Annotated in this window: 16 protein-coding genes; 2 read left to right on the top strand and 14 right to left on the bottom strand. The window is 69.4% G+C overall.

What is annotated here, in order from left to right:
* The 9 genes from ACFQ0E_RS12240 to ACFQ0E_RS12200 all read right to left on the bottom strand — a co-directional run bounded on the left by ACFQ0E_RS12240 (position 1) and on the right by ACFQ0E_RS12200 (position 8,129).
* Positions 1-2,421, bottom strand: a complete 2,421-nt coding sequence (locus ACFQ0E_RS12240; RefSeq protein WP_386824201.1) for a fimbria/pilus outer membrane usher protein — start codon at positions 2,419-2,421, stop codon at positions 1-3.
* 31 nt (positions 2,422-2,452) lie between these two features.
* Entirely contained in the window at positions 2,453-3,181 is a 729-nt protein-coding gene (locus tag ACFQ0E_RS12235) for a fimbrial biogenesis chaperone (RefSeq protein ID WP_386824200.1), read from the bottom strand.
* A gap of 80 nt (positions 3,182-3,261) precedes the next feature.
* Complete coding sequence (locus ACFQ0E_RS12230) at positions 3,262-3,723, bottom strand: Csu type fimbrial protein (RefSeq protein WP_386824198.1); 462 nt, start codon at positions 3,721-3,723, stop codon at positions 3,262-3,264.
* A 238-nt stretch (positions 3,724-3,961) separates the two neighbouring features.
* Complete coding sequence (locus ACFQ0E_RS12225) at positions 3,962-4,465, bottom strand: L,D-transpeptidase family protein (RefSeq protein WP_386824197.1); 504 nt, start codon at positions 4,463-4,465, stop codon at positions 3,962-3,964.
* 251 nt (positions 4,466-4,716) lie between these two features.
* Positions 4,717-4,923 carry a cold-shock protein gene (locus ACFQ0E_RS12220; RefSeq protein ID WP_137851102.1) on the bottom strand — a complete coding sequence of 69 codons (207 nt, stop codon included), beginning with the start codon at positions 4,921-4,923 and terminating at the stop codon, positions 4,717-4,719.
* Positions 4,924-5,100: 177 nt separating this feature from the next.
* On the bottom strand, positions 5,101-5,880 hold the full coding sequence (locus ACFQ0E_RS12215; RefSeq protein ID WP_386824194.1) for an S-methyl-5'-thioinosine phosphorylase: 780 nt from the start codon (positions 5,878-5,880) through the stop codon (positions 5,101-5,103).
* A gap of 2 nt (positions 5,881-5,882) precedes the next feature.
* Complete coding sequence (locus ACFQ0E_RS12210; RefSeq protein WP_386824192.1) at positions 5,883-6,443, bottom strand: hypoxanthine-guanine phosphoribosyltransferase; 561 nt, start codon at positions 6,441-6,443, stop codon at positions 5,883-5,885.
* The gene (gene nagZ, locus ACFQ0E_RS12205; protein WP_386824190.1) at positions 6,440-7,447 is read right to left on the bottom strand and encodes a beta-N-acetylhexosaminidase; all 1,008 of its coding nucleotides are present in this window, start codon (positions 7,445-7,447) and stop codon (positions 6,440-6,442) included. Before nagZ ends, ACFQ0E_RS12210 begins: the two co-directional genes overlap by 4 nt.
* A gap of 142 nt (positions 7,448-7,589) precedes the next feature.
* Complete coding sequence (locus ACFQ0E_RS12200; protein WP_386824188.1) at positions 7,590-8,129, bottom strand: CYTH domain-containing protein; 540 nt, start codon at positions 8,127-8,129, stop codon at positions 7,590-7,592.
* Positions 8,130-8,398: 269 nt separating this feature from the next.
* On the opposite strand from ACFQ0E_RS12200, the gene ACFQ0E_RS12195 reads away from it, so the two are divergent.
* Positions 8,399-9,418, top strand: a complete 1,020-nt coding sequence (locus ACFQ0E_RS12195; protein ID WP_386824187.1) for an XVIPCD domain-containing protein — start codon at positions 8,399-8,401, stop codon at positions 9,416-9,418.
* Positions 9,419-9,439: 21 nt separating this feature from the next.
* On the opposite strand, the gene rlmD is transcribed toward ACFQ0E_RS12195, so the two are convergent.
* The 3 genes from rlmD to ACFQ0E_RS12180 form a co-directional block, all read right to left on the bottom strand.
* Positions 9,440-10,777 (bottom strand): 23S rRNA (uracil(1939)-C(5))-methyltransferase RlmD, encoded by a 1,338-nt coding sequence (rlmD, locus tag ACFQ0E_RS12190; protein ID WP_386824186.1) that lies wholly within the window; start codon positions 10,775-10,777, stop codon positions 9,440-9,442.
* Between the two features lie 106 nt (positions 10,778-10,883).
* Complete coding sequence (locus ACFQ0E_RS12185; RefSeq protein ID WP_386824184.1) at positions 10,884-11,477, bottom strand: YdbL family protein; 594 nt, start codon at positions 11,475-11,477, stop codon at positions 10,884-10,886.
* A gap of 59 nt (positions 11,478-11,536) precedes the next feature.
* Positions 11,537-13,648, bottom strand: coding sequence for a hypothetical protein (locus tag ACFQ0E_RS12180; RefSeq protein ID WP_386824182.1), 2,112 nt, complete (start codon positions 13,646-13,648; stop codon positions 11,537-11,539).
* 24 nt (positions 13,649-13,672) lie between these two features.
* Here ACFQ0E_RS12180 and ACFQ0E_RS12175 point away from each other — a divergent pair, with 24 nt between their 5' ends.
* Complete coding sequence (locus ACFQ0E_RS12175) at positions 13,673-14,419, top strand: response regulator (RefSeq protein WP_386824180.1); 747 nt, start codon at positions 13,673-13,675, stop codon at positions 14,417-14,419.
* Between the two features lie 72 nt (positions 14,420-14,491).
* On the opposite strand, the gene recO is transcribed toward ACFQ0E_RS12175, so the two are convergent.
* Together recO and ACFQ0E_RS12165 are read right to left on the bottom strand one after the other, a co-directional pair.
* Positions 14,492-15,304: a DNA repair protein RecO gene (gene recO, locus ACFQ0E_RS12170; protein WP_386824178.1), complete on the bottom strand. Its 813-nt coding sequence runs from the start codon at positions 15,302-15,304 to the stop codon at positions 14,492-14,494.
* Between the two features lie 48 nt (positions 15,305-15,352).
* Entirely contained in the window at positions 15,353-15,757 is a 405-nt protein-coding gene (locus ACFQ0E_RS12165) for a hypothetical protein (RefSeq protein WP_386824176.1), read from the bottom strand.
* Positions 15,758-15,774 lie beyond the last annotated feature (17 nt).

Here is a 15,774-nt window from a genome sequence, read left to right as displayed (position 1 = left end):
TCAGGGCGCACAGGCCAGCACCCCCAGGTCGGTGAAGGCCGGGGCATCGGCCACCACCTGCAGCCGTGCGCGGCAGGTCACGCTGGCGTTGCGCGCCTCCAGCACGAAGTCACCCGGCGCGAGCCCATCGAGATAGAAATCGCCGTCGGGACCGGTGCTCGTCGTGACCTCGCGACCCTCGATCACAGTGCGCAGCACCGCCGATGCGACCAGCGCGCCATCGGCCGCAGCCAGTCGCAGCCGGCCACCCGCACTGACGATGCGCGTGGCACGGAAACGCGCATCCACACCGATCCGCGCACGCGCGGTCACATCCATCGACACGGCATCCAGCTGCACCTCGATCGGGATGTCGCGATCGTCCAGGCGCACCTGGTTGCGGATGTACGGCGCCAGCCCCGGCAGCAGCAGGCGCCCGTCCGCGCCGGTGCGGCCCGCGAGCATGTTGTTGCGATACACCCGCACGTCCGCCAGGCCGGCGGTATCGATCAGCGCGAAGCCCTCGCGGATGGGGCGTGTCGCACGCAGATCACCCGACACCAGCGACAGCGCGCCGCCGAACTGCACGCCGAGCGAGGCCCCGCTGCCGGCGCGCCCCTGGCGCTGGCGCAATTGCATGGACAGCTCCCCTGCCTGGACATCGCGGCGCGCCATCACTTCGATGCGCTGCGTGTCGCGTTCGCGCTCGACCAGCCCGCGCACGCCCCAGCCGCCCTCGGCGGGCATGCCCCGCTCCACCGCGAGGCCGAGCCGGTCGCCCTCCGGTGCGCGGGCCGTCTCGATGCCACCGCTCCAGCCCCGGCCCAGGTCGAACTGGAACCGCAACTGCACCTCGTTCTCGCCGCGTCCGCCCTGCATGCGCCGCGAGACCCGCGCCCCGAGCGCGATCCGATTCCCCACGCGCGCGCTGTAGCGCAGGCCGTACTGCGTCGTCGGGCTGCCATCGGCGCGCGACTCGCGCGCCGCCGTGAGCGACACCGACTGGCGCCCCGGCAGGGCCATCGACACCCCCAGCCCGGTGCGCTGGACCGGCAGCCCATCGATGAGGCGCGGCGCGTCATCGGGCAGCCGGCCGAAACCGGGAGTCCGTCGCCAGTGCGACAGCGACACGCCGAAGCCGCCGGCATTGAAGGCGTAGTCGAAGGACGACATCGCGCCGTCGTCCTCGCGCCCGTCCGCATGCACGGTCGCGCTGCGCGCGTGCTGCGCGTGCAGCGTCCCGGCGCGGCCGAGCACGAATGCGAGGTCGGCCGACCATGCGCGATAGCCGCGCGTCGCTTCGACGCCCGCACCGGCGGTGATCGCGTCGGTCATACCGTAACGATGCATTCCGGTGAACAGCGGATCGACCGCTCCCGCCCGGTCGACGGAAGGGTCGCGCGGCAGGCCCAGGGTGTACTCGAATTCATGCAGCCCGCGACGCAGCGGCTGGTCGCTGAAATAGTGCGGCAGCACGATCTCCCGGCGCGCGCCGAAGGCATCGGACACCACCACGCGCACCTCGTGCAGGCCTGAAAAATAGGACAGTTCGCGCAGGTCGTAGGCGCCCGGGGGAATGCGCACGCTGCGCAGCAGCGCACCGTCAAGGTAGATCTCGGCGGTGGACGGCGAGTCGGCCATGCCGCTCCAGGCGAAGGTGGGCGGCGCCGAGAAGCCCGGGCGCAGGTCGAAACGTCTTGCGACGCGGATGCCGGAGGACGCGCCCAGGCGACCGGACGCGAGACGGGACGGCGTGAGATCGCCCACGCTCAGACGGACCATCGCCTGCGGCCAGTCGCGCTCGGCGAAGGTCCGCCAGCGCTGCGCGGACAGGCCGTTCTCGTCGACGGTCGCCGTGTGCTCGCTGCGCACGGCCCAGCCGGCCATGGCGAGGTTGAAGGCGAGGTCCGCCGAGACGACCTGGCGATCGCGGTCGGCACGCAGGCCGAGGTCGTAATCGAGCCAGGCGTGCGCCGGCAGCGACGTGGCCGGCGCGAGATCTCCGCCGGTGGACAGATCGATCACGCGCCGACCGAGCAGCGATGGATCGAAGGTCAGCGACACGCGCAGCGCATCGGTGTCCAGCGCAATGCCGACCGTTGAGGAGGGCTGCAGGCGGACATAGGCCGCGTCGTCGCGCCGGGCTTCGACCAGAGGACCGGGATCGATGCCGAGCGCGCGGAAATCGGCGGCGGCCAGCCAGAGCGGCCCCGCCGGATCGGGCGTCCCCTCGACATCGATGAGGACCACGATCTCGCCGCGCCGCACACCATTGACCATGAGCTCCAGCATCACGGGTTCTCCGCGCGACACCTCCGCATCCTGCACGGCCGTGGAGGCCGCGCTCGCCTCTCCGGAGGGCGCCGGGTTCAGCGCCAGCGCATCGCTGGCTGGCCAGGCACACGGCCCGAGGCACAGGGCCAGCCATGCGACAGTGGACACGACGCCCATTCGCGGTCCCTGCGCATCGCGGTCAGCGTGCGCATGCGGCATCGAAACCGGTCATCGTCGCGCCGGCATCGAGCTTGAGCGGAACACGACCGCCGGCACAGGCCGGGGCCGCAGCCGGAATGCGCAACTGCTTGCGCACGCCGGGAAAGACGTAGCGTCCGGGAATGTTCTGTGCGAGTTCGACGCCTTCGCCGGACATCACCCGGGAAAGTCGCACGCGCGATGTCCCCGGGTTGCCGACGGTGACATCCAGACCGTCGCCGAAGCGCGCCTGTTCGACCACGAGCTTCGCCTCCGCCCCGTCCGGCGTGAGGAACACCGGCACGCCGATGCTGACCAGCACCGAGAGGCGTGAGCCCCGGTCGCGCGTCGGGTCTTCCGGCGGCGGCAATTCATCGACGAACAAGCGATACGCGCGTTCAGCGTCCTGCCCCACCGCATTGACGCCCAGCCGCACGATCTTCTTGTCGCCCGGCTGCAGGTCGACGCGCTTGGGGAAGAACACCAGGTCATTGGTCTCTTCGTAGACATCGACGCCCTGCGCATCCTGGGTCCAGCGCATCGCCCGCACGCGCAGCGCGATCGGCGCCTTGTCTTCGTTCGTGATCGTGAGCACGCCGCTGCGGCGTTGCTGGGTCAGCTGGAAATCGAGCGGGCTCACGCCGTAATTGCCTGCGAATGCCGCCGGCGACGCCAGCATGCAGGCCAAGGCGGCGAACTGGCAGACGAGCTTCCAACGATTCCGGTTCATGCATGTGCTCCTGGGATGTCGACCAGCACGACAAGGCGGACGGGCGTCGTCGGACGCGTCGCCCGCCTCCATCGTCCCGATTACGGGGTCACCGTGAAACGCAGGGTGTCGGCATAGGCGTCCGCAGGCAGGTCGCGGTAGTCGTTGCCGGCGATGCTCGCCGCCAGGGCCACCGTGATCGGATTGCTGAAGCCCTGGCCGGTACCGGCGAAGCTGTCCTGACCCAGCGCATAGGCCAGGAAGTCGTTGCTGCCGTCGGCCTTCATGCGGCGCTTGCCGCCGTCCTCGTTGCGACCCATGTCGGCGCTGAGCGCGTAATCGACGCCCTTCGTGCACTTCAGCACGACCGCGCCCTGCGCATCGACGTCGGTCGCATTGGCCGGATCGAGGCTGCCGAAGTTGATGTCCTGGGTTTCGATGATCTTGCAGTTGTTGATGACCGCGGCGGTGACCCGCACGTCGGCGCCGTCCGCGGCCATGGCCTGGCCGGCGACGGCGATGGAAACGAACAGAGAAGCGAAAGCGATCTTGCGGATGTTCATGGCATTCCCCCTGTGGAATGGCGTGGGTAGGATCGGTCCGTGGACCGGTGTGATGACTGGTGTGATGACCGGTGTCTGCACCGGTGCGGTCATCGACCGCAGGGATAGATTGCGATCGGGCCAGGGAAATGTCTGTCGCGTCTGTGTCAGGGTTGGGTAACGCTCTGTAACGCCGGCGGACATGCATCACGAAAAGACGGTTGACCGACTCGTGGGGTCTGCGCTTCCCGGCCTTCGCTCAGGGATCGATCACGATGGGCGTGCCGGTCGGCACGAGCGACCAGACTTCTTCCATCTGCTTGTCCATCAGCGCGATGCAGCCGTCGGTCCAGTCGCGCCAGTAGCCGGGCGGCGTGCCGCCATGGATCACGATGTCGCCGCCGGGATCGACGCCGCGCGCACGCGCCTGCGCGCGATCGGCGGCGTTGGGATACGAGATGCGCAGCGACAGGTGGAACGCGCTGTTCGGATTGCGGTAGGTGATCGTGTAGCGGCCTTCCGGCGTGCGCTCGTCGCCCTGCTGGCGCTTGTGGCCGCGCGGCTGGTCGCCGAGGCGGATGCTGTAGCTGCGGATGACCTTGCCGTCGCGCAGCAGGTCCATGCGTCGCTGGTGCTTGACCACATGGATTTCGTCGGCGCGCTGCGAAGCAGGCGCCAGCGGCGGCGGCCATGCGGCCCATGCCGGCATCGTCACCACGCAGGCCATCAGCAGCAGCGGGATGCGCGTGTGCCACGACAGCAAGACGGCTGCCACACGATGAAGGAAAGACCGTCTGGACATCGCAGTCATGGCGCGCTCCGCAGGGGCGTATGCGCGAGCATAAGACGGATGATGCAGATGCTGCACATCGCGTTGCACGGAAGCGATCAATCCGCTCAATGATCGAGCCACGCCAGGAGCATGCCGTTCAAGGAGCATGCCGCTCAACGCACATGCCGCACAACGAAAAGGCCCCGCCGAAGCGGGGCCTGGGTCTTGCGCATCGCCTGGCGTCAGGCGACGGGAGTCACGCCAGCGGCCTGCGCGCCCTTCGGACCGGTCGTCACGTCGTAGCTGACGCGCTGACCTTCCTGCAGGCTGCGGAAGCCCTTGGCGTTGATCGCAGAAAAGTGCACGAACACATCGGCACTGCCATCTTCGGGGGCAATAAAGCCAAATCCCTTGGCGTCGTTGAACCACTTCACTGTTCCGTACGGCATATTTCTTCCTGATGACCTCGAATTGGATGCGGTGGCGTGCGTTCTCGCAACTCCTGCGTGCGCACGGGGGCGTGTATGCCTGAGCGTCCGCGCGGCGCAAGTAGAGCGGCGTCGAACTGCGACCAACGGCGCCATCACCTGCGGGCATATGAATCCACGCCAACGCAGGCGTATGGATCAGCCTGCGGCGAGCAGCGACGACAACAGCGGCCCGAGGCCGGCGCTCGCCGCCTCCACGTTCGCCAGCACATCCTGCAGCGTGATCTGCTCGTCGGGATCCGGTCCGGCGCCGGCCGCCCAGTTCGCGACGATCGCGAGGCACGCGTAATCCAGTCCGAGTTCGCGGGCCAGCCCCGCTTCGGGCATGCCGGTCATGCCGACCAGATCGCAGCCGTCGCGGCGCATCCGGGCGATTTCCGCCCTGGTTTCCAGACGGGGCCCCTGGGTCGCGCCATAGCAGCCACCATCGACGACGGCGACGTTCGCGCGCGCCGCCGCAGCGAGGATTTCCCCGCGAAAACAGGGCGTATACGGATCACCGAAGTCGACGTGCAGCACCTCGGTGCCGGGCTCTTCGCAGAGCGTCGAGATGCGTCCCCAGGTGTAGTCGATGAGCTGGTCCGGGCAGGCGAGCACGCGCGGACCGAAGCTTTCGGTGATGCCGCCGACCGTGTTGAGCGCGAGCACGCGGGTGGCGCCGATCGCCTTCAGCGCGGCGAGGTTCGCGCGGTAATTGACCTTGTGCGGCGGCACCGAATGGCCTTCGCCATGCCGTGCAAGAAATGCAACACGCCTGTTCGCGAATGTACCGATACGCACGGGTCCGGAAGGCACCCCGTAAGACGTGACAGGTTGATGCGTCACCACGTCCTGCAGATCGGCGAGCTTGTACAGGCCCGTGCCGCCGATGATCGCCAATGCGATGTCCTGTTCGTGCGGGGCGGATTCGATCGACATGCTCAATCCTTCAGTGCGTAGATCGCAGGCAGGTTGCGGCCCTGCTCGCGGTAATCCATGCCATATCCGAACACGTAGCGATCCGGCACTTCGACGCCGACGTAATCGGCCTCGATGCCGTCGACGCGGCGATCGTGCAGCTTCACCGCGAGTACCGCGACGCGCACGTCGGCGGCGCCCTGGTCCTCGCACCAGCGCTTCACAGCGAGCAGCGTGTGGCCTTCGTCGAGGATGTCGTCGGCGAGCAGCACGCGCCGACCGCGCATCGGCGTGGCCGGGCGATGCAGCCATGCGAGTCCGGATCCGGAGGTGTTGCCGCGATAGCGCGTGGCATGCAGATAGTCGAATTCGAGATCGAGGCCGCGTTCGCCGAGTGCGAACGCGAGCTGCGCCGCGAACGGCATGCCGCCGTGCATGATGGTGACGAACAGCGGCGCCTGCGCGTCGTTCGCGTAGTCAGGCGCAATGACGTCAGCCATGCGCGCGATCGCCGCGTCGAGGGTCTCGCGATCGTGGATCACGTCGGCGGTTGGCAGCACCTGCGCCAGGGTGGGCGCGGTCACGCCAGCGGCTCCACGTCGGCAGCGAGGTCGGCTTGCGCGCGCGCGTAGCGCGCATCGGCCAGCAGCGGCCCCCAGGCCTGCTCACCGCGCCCCATCAGGCTCGCGCAGATGTCCTGCTGCAGTGCCCGCCCCTTCACCGCGTCGAGCGATTCCTCGACCAGCTCCGGATGGCAGACCAGGACCACGTCGCAGCCGGCATCCAGGTGCGCGTCGATGCGCTGCTTGATGCCGCCGGCGGAGAACGCGGCGGCCATGCCGATGTCGTCGGAGAAGACCACGCCGCGGAAGCCCATCTCCTGGCGCAGGATCGTCTCGATCCAGAACGGCGAATAGCCGGCGGGTTCCGGCGCGACCTGCGGATAGGTCACATGCGCCAGCATCACCGCCTCGGCGTTCGCGGCGATGCCGGCGGCGAACGGCACGAGGTCGGTCGCGCGCAGCTCGTCGAGCGTGCGATGGTCCACCGCCACGTCGAAGTGCGTGTCTTCGCGCACGGTGCCATGGCCGGGGAAATGCTTGATCGTCGCGGCCATGCCGGCGGCGTGCATGCCGCGCACGTAGGCGCGGGTGAATTCGGAGACGATCTCCGGCTCGGTCGAGAACGCACGGTTGCCGATCGCGAGATTGCCGCGACCCAGATCGACTACCGGCGCGAAGCTCAGGTCGACGCCGGTCGCGCGCACTTCGCTGGCCATCAGCCAGGCATGCTCCTCGGCCAGCGCCAGCGCGCGCGCAGCGTCGCGGGCGTACAGGCGACCGAAAGCCTCCAGTGGCGGGAGCGCGCTGTAGCCTTCCTGGAAACGCTGCACGCGACCACCTTCCTGGTCGACGCACAGCAGCTGCGGACGCGCGGCGGCCTCGCGGATGGCGGCGGACAGCTCCGCGACCTGGGTCTTCGAGACGAAATTGCGCTTGAACAGGATCACGCCGGCGCAGGCGTCGTGCTGCAGCCAGTCGCGCTCCTGCGCGGTGAGTTCGGTACCGGCGACGCCGATTACGAGCATGGGGAGGATTCTCTTGGGTGAAGGTCGACCCCGCTCCGTCCGCGGAAGGGGCCACTGCAGCGGGACCGGCCGGCGCCGGCTTGCGCGTCCACCGTCACGGGCCCGCCCCCGTTCCGGCCACGACACCTCCGTGTGCCGCCGATCATCCGGCGCGCACCACCGGCGGCGCCGCCTCGGAGCCCGCGCGCTCGGCATCGCTCCAGCGCGAATACGGACGCGAAGCCAGCGCGAGATTGTAGTAACGCGAGGCGTCGGTGACTTCGGCCCCGAGCCAGTCGGGGCGCTCGAACGCCTCGTCCGCCGAGGACAGCTCGATCTCGGCGACCACCAGGCCGGCGTTGTCGCCGAGGAATTCGTCGACTTCCCACAGGTGGTCGCCGTGTTCGACCAGGTGGCGGCGCTTGTCGATCAACCCGCCGACGCACAGTGCGAGCAGCGCGCGTGCGTCCTCGACCGGGATGACGTAGTCGAATTCCTGGCGGGTATGCCCCAGCTCGCGGGATTTCAGGTTCAACCGGGCTTCGTCGCCCTCCAGTCGCACGCGGACCGAGGCGCGCTGGGCGCCGCTGTCCATCGACGCCTGGTCGTTCAGGTAGCCCTGCGCCATCGGCACCACGCGGTGGGCCTGGGCGCGCCAGCGGTCGTTGACCACCAGGAATTTGCGTTCGATTTCGACGGCCACGCTCGGTTTGCGTCCTGTCCTGCATCCGGGCCGACTATTCTAGAACTTCCGCGCGCCTCTCCTGCACGAAACCGTCGATTTCGACGCCGTTCGCCCCGCTGCGCCGCCGGTCGGGCCACCCGGGCGACACCCGCAGCCCCCATCGCAGCACCTCGCGCTCGCGTGCTAGCATGAAAACGGTTGCCCGGCATTAGCGAATTTTTAACATTCTCGGCCCACCAGGCGATACCGACGAACGCCGATCGTCCACCACAACCAGGACACATGCCATGCGCAGCGAGACCCCCAAGGACCGCGCCGATGCTTCCGTGCCGCACGGCGCGGCGAGCACCCACGACGACCGCGAACGCGGCGATTCCATGGCCATGGACATGCTCGACACGCCGGGCGGAGATGGCTCCAGCGACGGCCTGGGATTCGACAACGGCGGCGACGGCGGCACGATGCTGCTGCCCCACGAGCGCAAGCTGCCGATCGCCGAACAGCGCCGGATCGTCGCCGCGCGCAAGCACCACGACGACGGGATCGACGAAGACGACAGCCTGGCGATGGGCGGGCGACGCGGCCGTGGCCGCCGGCGTCCGCAGGCGGACGGCGAGCGCGGGCATCGGCATGGACACGGTACGCCGCGCGCCGAGCGAGGCCACCCGGGTAGCGATGACGTGCGGGTCAGGACTGACGGCGAGGCCGATACGGGCAAGGCCAGCGGTGGCGGCAATGCGCGCGGTCCGGTCGAAAAGAACGAAGACACAGGCGCATCGGGCTCGGGTGGCGGCGGCGGGACGCGCGTCGAACGCGACGGCGAGGCTCCGGTGGACACGGCGATCGACCGCAAGGCACCTGCTGCGACCACGCGCGACACCGTGCGACTGGACGACCCCGCGCATCCGCACGCCCCGCTCTACGGGGCCGCGCTCAAGGCCGTGACCGAACTGGCGCCCGCGCAGGCCGCGATCGGACCCGCCGAGCAGGCGAATGTCGCCGCCGCGCTGACCGCGCGGATCGCCGCAGAGCCGGCCTTCGCGCAGCACGTCGGGGATCCGTCGCAGCTCTCGTTCGGAGTCGCTCAGAACGGCGAGCGTCTGTTCGCGATCAACCATCCGGTGCCCGAGGCACCGAACGCGGTGCATGTCAGCGTGGACCTGCAACAGGCCCGAGCGTTGTCGATCGAGGCGAGCAGCCACCAGGTCGACATGGCCATCGCGCACCAGAACCCCGTGCAGGCGCAGGCCATGGAGTCGCAGGCCATCGAATCCCAGGTCCGCGAACACGCGCCGCGCCAGGCCTGAGCCGGCGTCGCGCGTCGCCGCTCACTTCGGTTCGAACACCGCGATCGATTCGACGTGTGCGGTGTGCGGGAACATGTCCATCACGCCAGCGGACACGAGCTTCCAGCCGCGTTCGTTGACCAGGTAGCCAGCATCGCGCGCCAGCGAGCCGGGATGGCAGCTGACGTAGACGATCCGCTTCAGGCCCTTCAGCGACAGCTGCTTGAGCACGCCGTCCGCGCCGGAGCGCGGCGGATCCAGCAGCAGGCGGTCGAAGCCGGCTTTCATCCACGCGTGTCCGGACAGGTCCTGGGCGAGATCGGCGGCGTGGAACTGCACGTTGTCGAGCGTATTGTGCGTCGCGTTCTCGCGGGCACGCGCCACCAGGCCGGCCTCGCCTTCCACACCCACGACCTCGCGCGCGACGCGCGCCAGCGGCAGGGTGAAGTTGCCGAGGCCGCAGAACAGATCGAGCACGCGATCCTCGGCCTGCACGTCCAGCAGTTCGAGCGTGCGCGCGATCATCTTCTGGTTCAGGCCGGCGTTGACCTGGATGAAGTCCAGCGGCCGGAAGTTGAGTTCGACGTTCCACTGCGGCAGCGCGAACGACAGCGGCGCCTGCTCAGGCCACAGCGGATGCACCGAGTCGATGCCGCCGGGCTGCAGGAAGATCGCGAAACCGTGTTCTTTCGCGAAGGCGACCAGCGCCTCGCGGTCGCGCTCGCCCAGCGGATGGAGATGACGGAACACCAGCGCCACCGTGGCGTCGCCGGCGATGAATTCGATCTGCGGGATATCGCGGCGCGCGTCCATGCCGTCGACCAGAGCGGAGATCGCGCCGAGCTTCAGGCCGATCTGCGGAATGACCGTATGGCATTCGCCGAGGTCGGCGACGAAGCGCGGATCGGCCTCGCGGAACCCGACCAGGGTCTTGTCCTTCTTCTCGACGCGACGCACCGACAGCCGGCCCTTGCGGCGATAGCCCCAGGCCGCGTCGGTCAGCGGCGGCAACAGCGTGCCCGGCTGGACGTGGCCGATGCGCTGCAGGTTGTCGAGCAGCACTTGCTGCTTGGCGTGGATCTGCTTGTCCTCGGCGAGATGCTGCAGCACGCAGCCGCCGCAGGTGCCGAAATGCGGGCAGCGCGCGTCGACGCGATCCGGCGATGCGCTGAGCACCTCGACCGTGGCGGCCTCGTCGAAATGCCGCGACTTCGCGGTCTGCTTGGCCATCACCCGCTCGCCCGGCAGCGCGCCGGACACGAAGATCGCCTTGCCGGCATGCGGCGAGCCCTCCGGCCAGCGGGCCACGCCCCGGCCGTCGTGGCTCAGGTCGAGGATGTCGATCGGAAACGGGGTCTGGTCGATGCGGTTGCGGGCCACGGGCGGGATCTGTGAGCTGGCGAGCCGGCGATTGTCTCATGTCCGGACGCGACGACGCCCGCCGGAGGGCGGGCGTCGCAGTGACACGGATGCGGACGGAAAGCGCTTATTTCTGCTTCCAAGCCCCGCCGCGCTGGTACCACCAGCCGGACTTCGCGCTGTCGACCCACTGCTTCGCGAACACGCTGCGGATCTGGCCTTCCCACTCCGGATGGCCGTTGGCGACGGCGATCTCGCGGTAGACCGCCTTGCGGTCGCGGTTCTCGTCGGCGACGGCGTTGTTGACCGGCACGCGGTCCTTGAGCTGCAGCGCGGCGGCGTCGCGGACCACGACCAGGCCGTCCTCGGTGAAGCCGAGCGCGCCGGTGTCGAAATGCGGACGCAGGGCGCTGTCGAAGCGCTGCTCCATGCGCGCCTGGATCGCGGTGATCGCCGGCGTCTTGATGTTGAAGTCGGGCTGCGACTGGGCGTGGGCCGGGGCGATGCCGATGAGCATCAGCGGATCGAAGCGCGGCAGTTCCATCGCCATGCCGCCACCGCCGCCTTCGGGCTTGGCCGGCTGCGCGGCCTGGTCGAGCACCTTCTCGACGAATTCCTTGGCGGCCTCGCGGGCTTCGGCCGCGGGGAAATACACGTTGATCGTGACGCACGCGGTCAGCGCGAGCGCGGCGACGGTGGATGCACCCAGCAAACGAAACATCTTGGTTCTCCTGATGATGGCGCTGCGGTCGCAGCGTTGCCCGGACGATGGGCGGCGGGTCATTCCACCACCGGCTTGAGGTCGCCGCTGCCGACCGCCTGCAGGCGTTCGACGAGCGTCGGCCAATCCACCCTGCGATTGAAGCCCACCACGTTCAGGCGCGGAACCCCCGAACCTTCGACGATAGTAAATCCGCCGGTGCCTGAACCGGAACTTCCCGGCGCAGGACGTCCCGTGGTCGGTCCGCTGCCGTCGAGGCCGGACATCTCGCAGACCTGGTTGCGCAGGCGGCAGGCGATGCCGATGCGCCGGTAGCCGAAGTCGTCGAACAGGCCGATCAGCTGGCCCTGCAGGCTGGTCACGAACGAGGCGTCGCCGACGCTGGAGATGTTCTGCACCGCGCGCTGGCTGATCCGCTGCTTCACGCCGCGCCGGGGCTGCGTGCGAAGTTCGGCGTCGAAGGCGGTGGCGGTCCAGTCGACGAGGCGGAGTCCGTCGATGCGACCGTCCAGTCGGCCGCTGATGCTGCCGAAGTCGAAGACCTCGGTGACCGCGAGCAGATCGAGATCGTCGAGGGTGAGGTCTGCCGACAGCGTGGGCGCGACGCCGAACGGGCGTTCCATCGCGAGCGATGCGACCCGCACGCGGCCATCGAACACGTCCGTCTCCAGGCCGCCTTCGAACACCAGCCGGTCGTCGGCATAGCGCGCGTCGGGGATGCGCCCGGCCAGCGTGCCGCGGAACGCGGGCAAGCCGAGGCTTTTCGCCAGCGTGCCGAGATCGAGATCCTCGACATCCAGCGCGAACCCGGCCTGCGTGGGCCGGTCGCCGAGCGGCGGCTGCAGGCGGAAGCGTTCGAAGCGCAGTGCGCCGCCCGCGAAGGGCACGGCGGCCGCCTGCTGCAGCTCGATCACGCCATCGGCGCTGCGCAGCGGCAGGCCGACGGCGCCGAAGTCCAGGCCATAGAGCCGGCCGCCACGCCAGCCGATGAGGCCCTCGACCGGCGCATCGGTCGAAAAGCGCAGGTCGCCTTCGATGCCCTCGAACGCGAAACGGCCGTCGGGTTCGACCACCGCGACATCGTCGAAACGCGCATCGACACCGCGCAGCGCGCCGGCATCGAGCCGGACCCGGGCCTGCAGCGCGCCGCCGAGCCGCAACTTGCCCAGGCCGAAGCTGCCCAGCCACGCAGACAGGTAGCGTTCGGCCACCGGCGACAGGTCGGCGCTGTCCAGTGCCAGATCGAGCGCGCGCAGCAAGCCGTCGGGCGCGACGCCGGCGCTGCCTTCGACCCGCAGGCTGCTGCCGTCGTCCCAGCGCAGCGTCGGCAGGCGCCAGCCGGCGCCATCGCCGACAGCGGACACGCGCAGGCCGACCGGCGTCGACGGCAGCGCGACGTAGGCGCCGGCAGCGAGCAGTTCGCCGCCCTGCAGCGCGCCGTCGAGGTCGATGCGCGTGGTCGTGTCGGCGAAGCGCATTTCCAGCGCGAAACGGCCGCCGAGGTTGTCGGCGGCGATGCTGGCGTCGGCGGTTTCGAGGCCGACGCCGCGCAGGCTCAGCGGCCCGGCGACGCGCACCGGACCGTCGGCCGGCGCGGAGACCACGAGTCGGGCGTCGCCCTGCCCCCGGGTCAGGCGCGCATCGGACCAGGCCTGCGCGAGCAGCGCCTGGGTCCAGGCCAGCGGCACGCGGGTCAGGTCGATGCGGGTGTCGTCGGGCACGGCGGCCTGGCGCCGGACATCGATGCGGGACTCGCCGCGCACCAACCAGGCGTCGGTATGCGCCACGCCCAGGTCGATGCCGAAGCGCAGCGCCGGCCCGCGCCCGGCGCGCAGGTCGCCCTCGCAGCGCCATGCACCATCGCCGGTACGGGTGAGCGGACAGCTCCAGTCGACATCGCGGAAATCGTAGCCCAGCGAAGGCGCGACCAGATGCCCGACGCGCAGCTGCAGACGACCCGAGGCGGCGTCCTTCGGCCAGGCCAGGCGCACCTGCACGCGTTCGAGCGTGGCCAGCCCGGTGCCGATGCGCTGAATCGTGGCGGTCGCGGTGCGCGCCCGGGCGCTCGGCACGATCGACAGCAGGATCCCCAAGAGCAGGCATGCGCCGATCAGCCGGCGCCACGCAGGCGAGGCTCGATCATCGGGCTTGGGTAAGATGCGGCGCGACATGGATGCCAGAGTAATCGAAGCGCAATGAATGCCGATCCCGCCCTGCCCCGCCTCCTGCTGCTGGAAGACGACCCGGTCAGCGCCGCCTTCCTGACCACCGCGCTCGAAGCCCTGCCCGCGCGGGTCGATGTCGCCGGCTCGCTGGCCGAGGCCGAGACGCTGCGCGACACCCGTCATGCGCTGTGGCTGTTCGACGCCAACCTGCCCGATGGCACCGGCGGCGAACTGCTGGCGCGATGGCGCATGCACGGGCTGACGACGCCCGCGCTCGCGCATACCGCCGATGCGCGCCCGGAAGAACGCGACGCGCTGATCGACGCCGGTTTCGCCGATGTGTTGCGCAAGCCGCTGGGCGTGGCGGCGCTGCAGGCGGCGGTGCGGCAGGCGCTGGGTGCCAACAGGAAGAGAGGACCGAAGGACGACTGCCCGCCTCGCGACGACGACGACAAAGACGGGGCAACCTCGCCGATCTGGGACGATGCGGTTGCGCTGCGCGCACTGAACGGCAATGCCGCGCTGGTCGAGACCATGCGCGGCCTGTTCCTCGGCGAACTGCCCGCGGTGCGCATGCGCATCGCCGACGCGCTCGCGCGTGCGGATGCCGATGCAGTGCGCGCGGAACTGCACAAGCTGCAGGCCTCCTGCGGTTTCGTCGGCGCGGCGCGGGTGCTGGTGGCAGTGCTGGCGCTGCGTGATGCGCCGCTGTCGCGCGAAGCCTTCGCGCAGTTCGAGGATGCGGTGGACGGCACGATGCGCGCAGTGGTCGCGTGAAATCCTTGCCCCCACTCCAACCCTCCCCCGCTCGCGGGGGAGGGAGCGAAGCGCGTCGCCTCAACGGGTCACTCAATCGCCCGGCGTCATCCCCTCCACAGCGTCGCGGGAAAGGGTCGGAGTGGGCGCATCCCCGTCCCGGGACGCAGATGCATTCGCATCGCCGCCACGCGGCAAGGCCGCGATCAATTCCCAGGATTTGAGCCCGCGTCCGCCGAGGTGGTGGAGCAGCAGCACGCGCATCACGCGGCGCAGGCCGGGCATGTCCTCGGCGCAGGGCTCGATGTCGGCGCCGAGGTCGAGCAGCGCGCGCCCGGTGGCGGTTTCGCTGCGGCCAGCGCGACCGGCATCGCCGAGCATGCGGCGCGGGCCGTGTTCAGCATCGAGCACGTAGCGCGCGGCCGGATCGATGTCGCGACCGTCGCCGTCGCAGTCCCAGGCGAAGCCGACGCCCAGCGCCTCCAGCAGGTCGCGCTCGAAGCGGCGCAGCGTCCACGCCAGCGACAGGTCGGTCAGCGCCAGGCGCGCGCGGGTCTCGCCGTAGATCGCGTACAGCTCGCCGTGGCCATCGTGGCGCGGCGCGAGGCGGAGCATGAGTTCGTTGAGATAGAAGCCCGCCAGCATCGCCTCGCCCTGCAGGCGCGGTGCTTCGTCGATGGCTTCGGCACTCGACAGCTGCGCCAATTCGCCGCGCTGCACGCCATCGAACCGGATGTGCTGCAACGGCTGCAGCGCCGCACGCAGCACGTGTTTCTTCGGCCCCTGCACGCCACGCGCCACCAGGCCGACGCGGCCGTGCTCGCGGCTCAGCACCTCGACCAGCAGGCTGGTCTCGCGCCAGGCGCGGGCATGGAGGACGAAGGCGGGTTCGGCGGCGTAGCGCATCGAATCAATCGATGCGGAGAGCACAGGCAGCGCTGGCCGGAACGCCGCTCATCTCGACGATGGGCGTTCGACCAAGCGCATGCCGTCGATGTTTCGCTCCCATTCGCCGCGCATGCTCGATGCAGTGGCCATGGAGAACCCGAAACATCTCTTGTCGAGACTTGATACGACGATGACGCCATCGAGTTCGGACAGGTTCTTCAATGCACTGGCACCATGCCCCGCGCTTGCGTCGAAACCGACCTGGCCGGAAATCGGGCGAGAGACACCGATATTCCAATCGGAAGGCACATGTTCGACAGCCACGATCTCACCGCACGCTACGACGAAATTGACATGATCGATCGCGAGATCCTCTGCCGTGGTCACGAACGACGCAGGAAACCGCACTTCGTATCGCTTGCCGGCACCGGCAGCGTTCGCGGAACTGGTGAGCGCCATGACCAGCGCCATGAGAAACATCTGCGAGC

The sequence above is a fragment of the Lysobacter brunescens genome (assembly GCF_042677005.1).
GTDB lineage: Bacteria > Pseudomonadota > Gammaproteobacteria > Xanthomonadales > Xanthomonadaceae > Lysobacter_I > Lysobacter_I brunescens.
Note: the sequence above shows the minus strand (reverse complement) of the source record. Positions and strands in the feature narration are given on the sequence as shown.